The following is a 10,551-nucleotide window of genomic DNA, read 5'->3' as shown; positions in this document are numbered from 1 at the left end:
TTTTATGACCCCACTCGAATTTAAACAAGCGGCTTAACCTCTACTAACCACTGGCTTACTCAATAGGGAAGCGTACAAATTAATATTTCAGTCTGACAAGAAAGTATCCATCATTCTGCAATCGCCAACATACGTTGATACAATCGAAACTGAAATAACATCACAGATTGCTAATCGACTTGTATTAGCTACTGTTGATTCTGCTAGAGCTTTTTCTCCTTCTTTCGGAACAGCTAGTCGATGCGAACAGTTAAGCAATCAAATCAAAATAGAGTATCCTAGTAAACGCTGTTTAGACTTATCACCAGTTACTGGATATTCACAAATATGCAAATTCCGTCCTATTAGAATTATAAATATCACAGATAAAAAACTGTCAATCCCTTATTTTAGCTGGCTAATTCAATCCGATACAGAATATAACAAATGCTCATTAGCTGTAAGTGGCGAGTGGAACGGTTTAAACTCAGCCGTTGTAAATCAGCTGAATTCAGGAGATACAATTGTAGTGCAACAAAGAGAAATTGCCTTGTTTAAAAAGTGAAATACTGTACACTGAAACTGAATAATTGGATTCAGCATAGCACTTCACAATCGTTGCGCATCATTCTGCTTTCACTACCCTTCTGATGCCGCGCTTCCACTCCTTTCTTCTTGTGCTCCTGCTGCTATCTGCTCTTCCGGCTAACGCCCAAAAGAAGGCTCCGCTTAACATCCATACGCTGCACCTGCCCAAGGAAATAGCCGACCGCAACAACCAGTTTTCCGGGCTATTCACCTACGGCAATCAGCTGCTCCTACTTTCGGAGAGCCGCTTGCAGGAACGGGCGGAAGCCAAAGTATACGCCCTCAGCCTAATCAGCATCGACCGGCAGCTGACGGATACCACGCAGGCCATAACCTACCAGAAGTACACTATTCAGCGCCTGGAAAAGATACGCGCCCGCCTCGATTCGGCGTGCCAGGTGTACGAGGGTCTGGAGGGTATCACGCTGGTAGGCGACACGGCCTACTTCACCATCGAAACTACCACGCCTTCTACCTATTGCTATCTGATAAAAGGCGCGTTGCACGCAGCCGACGCCACCATTGTGCTGGATACGGACTACCTAGTACCCCTACCCAAGCCGGCCTTGACGGATAACTCCCACATTCACAACGCCGGTTTTGAGGCGGCTACGGGTTACAACAAGAGCCTGTTGCTGCTGTTTGAGTACAACTATTTCCGGCACGACAACTACGCGCTGCGCATTCCCAACGCTACCCGCCTGCCCGATATTCCGCAGTACGTGCCGGTGCAGCGCCTACCCTTCCGCATCACCGATTTGGTGTATGAGGGCAAGAACCGCTTCACGGCCATCAACTACTTCTATAACGGCGCCGACGACAGCGTGTACCGCCCTACCCCCTCCGACCCCGCAGCCCGCCTGGTGCTGGATGGCAACGGCAAGTACCAGAACTATTGCCGCCTCATCAGCCTGCACTATAAGCGCGACAAAATCAGTTGGAAGCCGTTGTTTGAGCTGCCGCAGGAATACATGACCTACAATTGGGAAGGTTTGGCGGCGTATCGCGGCGGGTATTTTTTGATCAATGATAAGTATGGGCCTTCCGGCAAATCAACGCTGCTGTACCTGCGGCGGAGGTAGTTGCTCATCTAGAAACTTGGGCTAGATTTAGAGTTACTTATTGCAGAACGATGTAGAGACGCCTACTTGCGTCTCGTCGTTGAACGTCGGCCGCCTGAATCGTTCAACGACGAGACGCAAGTAGGCGTCTCTACATCGTGCGGATTACTCATTCGATTAAATCAAACAGCTGCTAAGCTTCTACACCTTCTGCCATGCGCTGCTACCTTTTCTTCTTCCTGTTGCTGTTGAGTCAGCAGACACTTGGGCAGAAAGCTGCGCCGCGTGGCCAGAATTCAGCGGCCGGTCATTATGCCACCGTGCGCGGCGTGAGGCTGTACTACGAAACCTATGGCGCGGGCGCGCCCTTGCTGTTGGTGCACGGCAATGGGGGTAGCAGCAAGGATTTCGAGAAGAACATTCCCTACTTCGCCAAGCGCTACCGCGTAATTGCGCTGGACAGCCGCGCCCACGGCCGCTCCGTAGATGCGGGCGACTCGCTGAGCTTTGAGATGATGGCCGACGATTGCGCGGCCCTGCTCACCCACCTACGCCTCGACTCGGCCTACGTGCTGGGTTGGAGCGACGGCGGCATTACGGCGCTGGTACTGGCCCTGCGCCACCCTGGCAAAGTGAAACGCTTGGCCGCCACGGGCGCCAATCTCTGGCCCGACTCTACTGCCCTAACCCCGGAGCTGTGGCAGCAGATGCGGCGCGGCTACCGCGAAGGCCACGGCCAGACCTTCACCGACGCCAAGCGCAAAAACGACTGGAAAGTATTTCTTCTCGACTGGAACGAACCCCACGTGCCGCTTTCGGCGCTGGCAGGCGTCAAGGCCCCTGCCTTCATCATTGCCGGCGACCGGGACGTGATTCGGGCCGAGCATACAGTGGCTATTTACCAGAGCCTACCCCACGCCTGGCTCTGGATTGTACCTAACAGCGGCCACGGCACCCTGCAAGAGCACGCCGATGAGTTCAACCAGAAAGTCGATCAGTTTTTTCGGGCACCTACGGTGCTGCCACCCGTTCGCTAAAAGATTAATAACATAGTATTTATCATATACCTCGGCATAAGTAGTACCTTGACGCATCACTAACTTATGCACAGTTGTTTTATTTATGAGAAACCATCTTCGTTTTATGGCCGGTGCGCTGGTCGTTACCACACTGCTGTCGAGTTGTGCTAGCAGCACCATGCTACAGTCGACGCCCCCCGGCGCACGCGTGTACCTGAATGGCGAACCAGTGGGCGTGACTCCCTACCAACACCGGGACACTAAGATTGTAGGGTCTACCACCGATGTGCGACTGGAAAAGGAAGGCTACGAAACGGTAAACACGTCGTTTTCTCGCGATGAAGAAGCGGATGCCGGGGCTATTATTGGCGGTATTTTCCTGTTTTTCCCGTTTTTGTGGACGATGAAGTACAAGCCAGCACACAGCTACGAAATGCGGCCGCTTTCTTCCCTACCCGTTGCGGAGCAATCTACCGCGCCCGCAACCTACAACGCGTCCCTACCCGAGCAACTACGGCAGCTCAAGAAACTAGCCGACGATAAGATCATCACCCAAGCCGAATATGAGCAGCAGAAAAAGAAGCTGCTAGGCGAGTAAGCGTTTCTTTAACAGCCGTATACGTCAACGCCTGCCCCATATATGGGGCAGGCGTTCCGTTTTTACGCCCAAAGCCACTATATATTCATTGGGCTGGGCCGTCTGATGAATTTGGTCTGCTTGGGCTTAGCTTACGGTAGGCGGGTTATTGGGAGCGGGGCCGTTGCCCGACAGCTGGCTTACCATGTCGTCGAGCAGCTGTTTGCTGTAGCCGATACGCCGGGCATAGTCCAGGCACAAGTCGTACTCGCGGGTGTCCATATCGCCGTCCTGCAACATCATTTGCACCAGCGTTTGCAGTTCCAGGGTTTTCTGGGGTCCATCGGCGGGCACAATGAAGCTGAGTACCCCTAGGTTGTCGGCTAGGGGCTGTACGTCCTTGGCCGTGAGACCTATACGGTTGCCTACCTGGAGCAGAAACTGACTTTCTTCCTCTTGCAGCTTACCATCGGCGGCGGCAATTAAAAGCAGATTCTGAAAAAAAGCGAGTTTTTTCTGCTGCGTATCCAGCAGATCTTCGAGTGTGCGAGTATGTTGCATGAATTCTAAAGACAGTTGGGTGGTGTACACCCTGGGGTAGGGCACAGGAATTACTTCAACGCGAGCATTCCCGCAAGGTTATTACTCACTTTAGTCATGCGCTCGCGCTCAGCGCTGGCGCCCGCTACGGAACAGCTTGTTACTTCCTCCGCGACCTACAATACTTCCTTACCCGAGCAGTTGCGGCAGCTCAAGAGGCTAGCTAACAAGGTTGCTGCAATGATGTAGAGACGCATACTTGCGTCTCATCGCTGAATGATTTCGCCCGCACGTTGCAGCCGATGAGACGCAAGTATGCGTCTCTACACCCTTCAATCCTCAACGCAAACAGATTGTAAGGCCAATAGTAGCAATACAAGCAAATACTTCTTCTTTGACATCGGCTTATGCCAACGCCTACCCCCTACCGCGGGGTAGGCGTTCTGTTTTTACACCCTAAGCCACTTTCTATGCACCAAGCAAGGTAGCCGCACGGCGAATCCGGGCTGCTTGCCGTACACAGCTCACCGGTACGCCTCGCCTTCAACCTGGCACGACCTTCACCTTTCCTACCCTTCGCATGTACACGTTCACCGTAGAGCGCCTTTCTTTCGATACCCTCACTGAGCTACCCAACTCCTGGCAGCCCCAGGACTACAAAGCCCTCCTCGTAAAAACTGGCTACGACAACCCAGCCGAAATAGCCCCCAACGAACTAAAGGATATGGCCCTAATGGGTCTCACCGATCTGGAACCAGCCGAATCGGCGCAGTTGGTGCTGGAGCACTTGTTTGCCGATCAGCTCACGGAAGGCCAGATTGAAAACCTGGCCCACCAGATGCTCACCGAGAAGCTATGGGAAGAAAATCCGGAACTAGACCAACACCAAGGCTTCTTCAAGGCCACGCAACTGCTCTACACTGCCTACAACGGCAAGTTTCCGCGCGCCGAAGCGGTACAGTTTCAGGTGAAGCTCACGGCCGCCGATACAGAGGCACTGGCCATTTTCGGCGAAGCGCCGGAAGCGCCGCTCCTGCGCCTGCTGGCCCAGGGCATGCCCGACAACACGCTTCTGAAGCGTCTGTTTCACGAGCAGCTAGATGGCACCAGCTTCCCCGAAGCGCCGGCCATCATTTGGCAGCTCACGCCCGCGAAGCAAGAGGAAACATCGGTGGTATTTGATGTGGTCAGCTCAGCCTATTGGCTCGACGATTTCAAGTATGCTGATACCTACAAGGCCACTACGCAGCCTGATACAACGGCAGATAGTGCCGAAGAATAACCCGCCGCCAGCTACTTGCAAGGCCGTCTCTACTAGTGTAGGGACGGCCTTGTGCGTTATTAGCCGTTGACATTCAGCTACTCCATTCTTTCAATTGGTAACATTGCCTTAATAACAAGGCAACAATCAAGTAATAGGTAATGCCGCACTTTGCGTCAACATTACCTTAGCATGAAGAAACTGTTACTCCTCCTTTTGTTGCTTGCTGTTGGGCCAGTGTATGGTCAGACAACCAGCATCCCGGTTCCTTCAGAGCAGGCCCCTGCCAAACAATGGTTTCAGTCGATAGCGGTGCGGGGCTACGTGCAGGCGCGCTACAACCGGTTGCTGGAAACCAACCCCGACCTGACCTGTGAGCAGTGCGACAGATCGTGGGGCCGCAACGGTGGCTTTTCTCTCCGACGCGTCCGCGTTGTCTTCTTTGGCCAGATACACGAGCGGGTGTATTTCTACATACAACCTGATTTTGCCAGCACGCTCAGCGGCAGCTCTACCTTGAATGCCGGCTTGCTGCGCGATGCTTACCTGGATGTAGGCTTAGACAAAGCCAACCGGTTTCGGGTGCGGCTGGGGCAGAGCAAGATTCCGTTTGGCTTCGAGAACATGCAGTCCAGCCAAAACCGTCTACCCCTGGACCGCAACGATGCCCTAAACAGCGCCTTTTCCAACGAGCGAGACCTGGGTGCTTTCGTGTATTGGGCGCCCATTGGCGTACGCAAACTGTTTAGTAAGCTGGTGAAGGAGGGGTTGAAAGGCTCCGGCGACTACGGCCTGGTAGGCGTGGGCGCCTTCAACGGGCAGACAGCCAACCGCCCCGAGCTGAACAACCAACGCCACGTGGTTGCCCGCGTTACGTACCCAGTGGAGGTAGGCCAGCACATCATCGAGCCTGGCTTGCAGGCCTACACCGGGGAGTATGTAGTCAACCGAGACCAGCTTTCCAGCGGCGTGAAGCACCGCCCCAACCTGCGCTACCCCGACCAGCGCGTGGCCGCCACCTTCGTGCTCTACCCCCAGCCGTTTGGCGTGCAGGCCGAGTACAACCTAGGCCGCGGCCCCGAGTTCAACCCGCGCACCGACAGCATCGAAACCAGCCGCTTGCACGGGGGCTACGTTATGTTCAACTACCGCTTGCACTATGGGCAGCAGCAATTCTACCCCTTCCTGCGGGCGCAGTACTACGACGGCGGCAAGAAGCACGAGCGGGATGCACGCAGCTATACCGTGCGCGAAGCCGAACTGGGCGTGGAGTGGCAGCCGTTCCCCGCCTTCGAACTGGTGACCATGTATACGCTTTCGTCGCGCCGCTTCGAGGATTTTCAGCGGCCCGACAACCGCCAGCGCGGCGGCCTGCTGCGCTTACAGGCGCAGGTAAACTTTTAGGTTGTACTCCCTACCCTGCCAGCTCATCAAGAGGCGTGGCAGGTAGGGCGCGCGCAGGCACGGTGCCGTCATATCGGGTCCAGGGTTGCAGCGGCTCGATGGGCATGGTAAAGAGGTGACGCACGGTTTGCGCGGCGGCATCGGGGTAGGCGGGCACACCAATTTCCACTTCTTGCTGCGGCACGTTGAGCCGCAAGGTGCGGTGGAGTCGGTCCCACAGGCTTAGTACTACCCCGAAGTTGCTCTGTGTTTCGCGGTGCACCACGGAGTGATGGATACCGTGCGCCCGCGGCGTAATCATCCAGGCAGCCAGGGGGCGCTCTATGGCCAAGGGTAGGCGGGTATTGGAGTGATGAAAGGCCGTGCAGGCCTCGAACACTGCCTCGTAGGCGAGCAACACGCCAGGGCGCACCCCCAGCAGCATGGGCACGCCGCCGCGGTAAGGAATACTAGCCAGCATTTCGCCCGCGTGGAAGCGCCAGCCCGTGCTCAGGTCCATATCCAGGTCGGTGTGGTGCACGCGATGGAAGCGCCACAGCAGCGGCGCGTGCAGCAGGCGGTGCCAGGAGTAGGCCACATAATCCAGAATCAGCAGTTCGGCCAGCACGCGCATTGGCTCCGGCCAGCCCAGACGGTGCAGTCCCCAGCGGCGGTGGGCCGCCACTTGCGTAAGACCTACCATCGCCGGCAACAGCCCCAGGCGCAACCCCGCCAGCGAGGGCACCGACACGCCCACATTGCGCGGCCACCGCTCGGTGCGCGGGCGAGTGCGCTGCCGCAACGGCCACACGGTTTCGCCCACAAACACGGCCACGGCCACTACTACCAGCGCAGGCGTTGCCCAGCGGTCAAACTGCTTCAGCAGCGGCGAATTGATGGAGAAGAAACGCATTGCTTATCAGTTAGTAATGGAGAGTTGTTGGTAACCAGACAACCCGCAGCTCTCTACTTTTGGGCTACACTCCTACCCTCTTCCAACGGCAACCCCGGCTGCAACAACGGCCGCAGCTCCCGCAACGGCACAAACACCCGAACTTCCCCATAGGCATAGGCTGCCACTTCGTAGGGCTGATAGACGAACACCGCCCCGCCGCTGGTCAGGTACACGTTGCGCGTTACGGGTAGCGTCTCTTCAAACAGGGCATTGCGTAGCGGCTCATTCGGCTTTAAGCCCAAGCTAGGGCGGGCATAGCGCGCCAACAGGGCCTCCAGCCGCGGCTTGGCATCGGGCCGGAAGATGGCGTCGTACGGTAGCGGGCGGCCACTGCGAGTATCGAAGCTGAGCACGTGGGTACCGTAGTTGCCGTGCGCGCCGCCAGCGTAAGAATAAGTGAAAAGGCCGAGGCTGAGCAGATTATCCGCATTCCAGAGCACGTACGTGTCGCGCTCATCAGTATAGTTCAGCATGGCCATCGGGCGGTGGCCCGAGCGGCTGGTATCCGCCTCCATCTGCTGAAAGATGGCCTTCATATCTTCTTGATAATCATTAAAGAAGGGCCGACGCATGTTCTCCCAAATGGCAGGTAGGGTAGGCGCACTGCCCGCGAATACCGTGTCGCCGTGCAGCAGGTGCAGCATGTTGCCAGCAAGAGGTTGCCGATTGCTGGTGGGTAGGAGTGCGTGCAGGCTAATGCGGCCCCATACGCTATCCTGCGGGTGCTGGGGACGGGCACGCACGGAGTCGCGGAACACCTGCGTGTCGAAGGCAACGCCTTGACTCACGGGTAGTGGCTGGAGGCGCACGGTTTGTCCTGCCAGCGTGCCTACCCATGCTTCGCCCATCCGGCGCAGGCGCCAAACCGCGCCGTAGCCACCGGCATTTAGGCGGCTATGGCTGGCTTCGCGCAGTAGCAGGCTATCGGGGGCGCTGGTGGGGTTGCTGGCCAGCTCAAAAGGCTGCCCTTTAGGACCAGCGTAGAAGCCAACCACTCGCCCAATAGAAGACGCATCACTGCCGGTACCCAGGTTTTGCAGATGCACTGTTACGCTGTCGGTAGCGCCGGGTAGGCGGGTGCGATACTGCCGGTACCACGCAGTAGATGTTGCAGGAGCACCAGTTTCTGGAGGGGTAGTGGTGGCTGTATTGGTAGCAGTGTTCTGCGCTGGCGTATCAGACTGACAGCTTGCCAAACACAGACTGATCAGGAGCGCATAATAGCCACTGTTTTTTGCTGGAAACATAGGAAATGGCGAAGAAAATAAACTTGTATAAAATCTTGACATCTGTTTTCTCTATGCAAAGCAGAACCGTATAGGTCACTACAATTTCAGTTTTCCACAACCAAACTCCCCCCTACCATGAGCTTTATCAAAGTTGGTCAAGATAGCAAAGGCCAGGATGTTAATTTACACTATGTTGATTTGGGCCAAGGCCCGACCATCGTGCTTATCCACGGCTGGCCGCTAAGCTACGAGTCTTGGGAATATCAGCTGAATGAACTGCCCAAAAACGGCGTGCGCGTAGTGGCCTACACCCGCCGCGGCTTCGGCCACTCCGATAAACCCTGGAACGGCTACGACTATGACACACTGGCCGACGACCTGAAAGCCGTGCTCGAAGGCCTGGACCTGCAAGACGTAACGCTGGTAGGCTTCTCGATGGGCGGTGGCGAAGTGGCCCGGTACATGAGCCGCCACCAGGGCGCGCGCGTGTCCCGCGTGGCGTTCGTTTCGTCCGTAACGCCCTACCTGCTGAAAACCGACGACAACCCCGATGGCGTAGACAAATCCACGTTCGACGATATGGTGGACGGCATCAAGAAGGACCGCCCCGACTTCCTGACGACCTTCGGCAAACAGTTCTACGGCGACGGCCTGCTGAGCAACCCCGTCAGCCAGCCTACCCTCGATTGGTCGCAATCATTGGCCCTGCAAGGCGCACCCTACGCCACCGAGCAGTGCGCCCGCGCTTTCAGCGAAACCGACTTCCGCCAGGATTTGCAGACCATCGAAGTGCCCGTGCTGTCCATCCACGGCGAGGACGACAAAACGGTACCGTATAAGAACAGCGCCAAGCGCCTGGACCAATACCTCTCGCACGCCACCCAAATCGTATACGACGGTGCGCCCCACGGCCTGCTCGTTACTGACAAAGAGAAGCTGAGCCAAGACCTGCTCACCTTCGCCAGCGGCTCCGATAACTTCGACCGTGCCGATGCTGAGCAAGATCAGTATTAAGCTGCTCTTGCTGTAAGATTGATAAGGAAAGCCTCCCCAATGTTGTTTGGGGAGGCTTTTTTATATCCAAATGCCACTGTCATTCTGAGCATTCCGCGCATCAAGCGGCGACGAAGGACCTTCTCACGCGTGAACGATTGACGTAACAACGACTCGTTCACGCGTGAGAAGGTCCTTCGTCGCCGCTTGATGCGCGGAATGCTCAGGATGACAGGCCTTTTTAACCTCCCCCTTCAAAAAAGAGCACAAAAAAACCGGTAGCAGCGCTACCGGCTTTAGTTGAGATATGCATGCCAGTTCTGGTCTATGGTGCCGGCACTGAGCTTGAGGAAACCTGAGAGGGTAGGCTTCTTGGGCTGTTGCCTGATGACCAGACCGGCCTCCTGTGGGGTACGATGGCCCTTACTGTGGTTGCAGCGCGAGCAGGCCGTGAGCAGGTTGTCCCAGTTGGAGGTGCCGCCGCGTGAGCGGGGCATCACGTGGTCGAGGGTTAGGTTTTTGGTGGAGCCGCAGTACTGACACTCAAAGTTGTCGCGCTTCATGATGTTGTGGCGGCTTAGGGTGATGCCCTTGTAGGGCACCCGCACGTAGCGCTGCAACCGGATGATGCTCGGCTTTGGGTACGACTGGCTGATGGTGCGCAGGGCGCCGTGCTCGGAGTTGGCTACCATCTCGGCCTTGTCGAGGTAGAGTAGCACGAAGGCTTTTTGCACGCTACACAGGGTAATGGCGGTGTAGTCGCCGTTCAAGACAAGCACTTTCTGATCCATACGCTATAATAGGAATCTAACCAACGAAAGCTAGGTGATTCTCAGCGTATAAACAAGCAGCGAAGTGCTGAAATGGTTCACGAAAAAGCCCCTATCCTTTTGGGCGCAACGGAAGGTCTTTTTATGGTAGAATGATGGACGTACCAACGACTCGTTCAACTGGCATAAGGTCCTT

Annotated in this window: 10 protein-coding genes; 6 read left to right on the top strand and 4 right to left on the bottom strand. The window is 56.1% G+C overall.

The window, feature by feature from the left end:
• Nucleotides 1–656: 656 nt before the first annotated feature.
• The 3 genes from KYK14_RS11460 to KYK14_RS11450 all read left to right on the top strand — a co-directional run bounded on the left by KYK14_RS11460 (nt 657) and on the right by KYK14_RS11450 (nt 3,245).
• A complete protein-coding gene (locus KYK14_RS11460) occupies nt 657–1,649 on the top strand; it encodes a hypothetical protein (RefSeq protein WP_219158940.1) in 993 nt (330 codons plus the stop codon).
• Between the two features lie 194 nt (nt 1,650–1,843).
• Nucleotides 1,844–2,665 (top strand): alpha/beta fold hydrolase, encoded by an 822-nt coding sequence (locus KYK14_RS11455; RefSeq protein WP_219158938.1) that lies wholly within the window; start codon nt 1,844–1,846, stop codon nt 2,663–2,665.
• 85 nt (nt 2,666–2,750) lie between these two features.
• Nucleotides 2,751–3,245 carry a PEGA domain-containing protein gene (locus KYK14_RS11450; protein ID WP_219158936.1) on the top strand — a complete coding sequence of 165 codons (495 nt, stop codon included), beginning with the start codon at nt 2,751–2,753 and terminating at the stop codon, nt 3,243–3,245.
• A 126-nt stretch (nt 3,246–3,371) separates the two neighbouring features.
• On the opposite strand, the gene KYK14_RS11445 is transcribed toward KYK14_RS11450, so the two are convergent.
• On the bottom strand, nt 3,372–3,785 hold the full coding sequence (locus KYK14_RS11445) for a TerB family tellurite resistance protein (protein ID WP_219158934.1): 414 nt from the start codon (nt 3,783–3,785) through the stop codon (nt 3,372–3,374).
• A gap of 559 nt (nt 3,786–4,344) precedes the next feature.
• On the opposite strand from KYK14_RS11445, the gene KYK14_RS11440 reads away from it, so the two are divergent.
• On the top strand, nt 4,345–5,046 hold the full coding sequence (locus KYK14_RS11440; RefSeq protein ID WP_219158933.1) for a hypothetical protein: 702 nt from the start codon (nt 4,345–4,347) through the stop codon (nt 5,044–5,046).
• Between the two features lie 171 nt (nt 5,047–5,217).
• A complete protein-coding gene (locus tag KYK14_RS11435) occupies nt 5,218–6,429 on the top strand; it encodes a porin (RefSeq protein ID WP_219158932.1) in 1,212 nt (403 codons plus the stop codon).
• A 10-nt stretch (nt 6,430–6,439) separates the two neighbouring features.
• Here KYK14_RS11435 and KYK14_RS11430 read toward each other — a convergent pair whose 3' ends face one another.
• On the bottom strand, nt 6,440–7,321 hold the full coding sequence (locus KYK14_RS11430; RefSeq protein WP_219158931.1) for a sterol desaturase family protein: 882 nt from the start codon (nt 7,319–7,321) through the stop codon (nt 6,440–6,442).
• A 53-nt stretch (nt 7,322–7,374) separates the two neighbouring features.
• Nucleotides 7,375–8,610 (bottom strand): DUF3298 and DUF4163 domain-containing protein, encoded by a 1,236-nt coding sequence (locus KYK14_RS11425; protein WP_219158930.1) that lies wholly within the window; start codon nt 8,608–8,610, stop codon nt 7,375–7,377.
• Between the two features lie 117 nt (nt 8,611–8,727).
• Here KYK14_RS11425 and KYK14_RS11420 point away from each other — a divergent pair, with 117 nt between their 5' ends.
• Nucleotides 8,728–9,606 carry an alpha/beta fold hydrolase gene (locus tag KYK14_RS11420; RefSeq protein WP_219158929.1) on the top strand — a complete coding sequence of 293 codons (879 nt, stop codon included), beginning with the start codon at nt 8,728–8,730 and terminating at the stop codon, nt 9,604–9,606.
• A gap of 275 nt (nt 9,607–9,881) precedes the next feature.
• Here KYK14_RS11420 and KYK14_RS11415 read toward each other — a convergent pair whose 3' ends face one another.
• Entirely contained in the window at nt 9,882–10,376 is a 495-nt protein-coding gene (locus KYK14_RS11415) for an HNH endonuclease (RefSeq protein WP_185280980.1), read from the bottom strand.
• Nucleotides 10,377–10,551 lie beyond the last annotated feature (175 nt).

Source organism: Hymenobacter profundi (genome assembly GCF_019334315.1).
Lineage (GTDB): Bacteria > Bacteroidota > Bacteroidia > Cytophagales > Hymenobacteraceae > Hymenobacter > Hymenobacter profundi.
The sequence above is the reverse complement of the archived record's forward strand: the minus strand, read 5'-3'. Positions and strand labels throughout refer to the sequence as shown.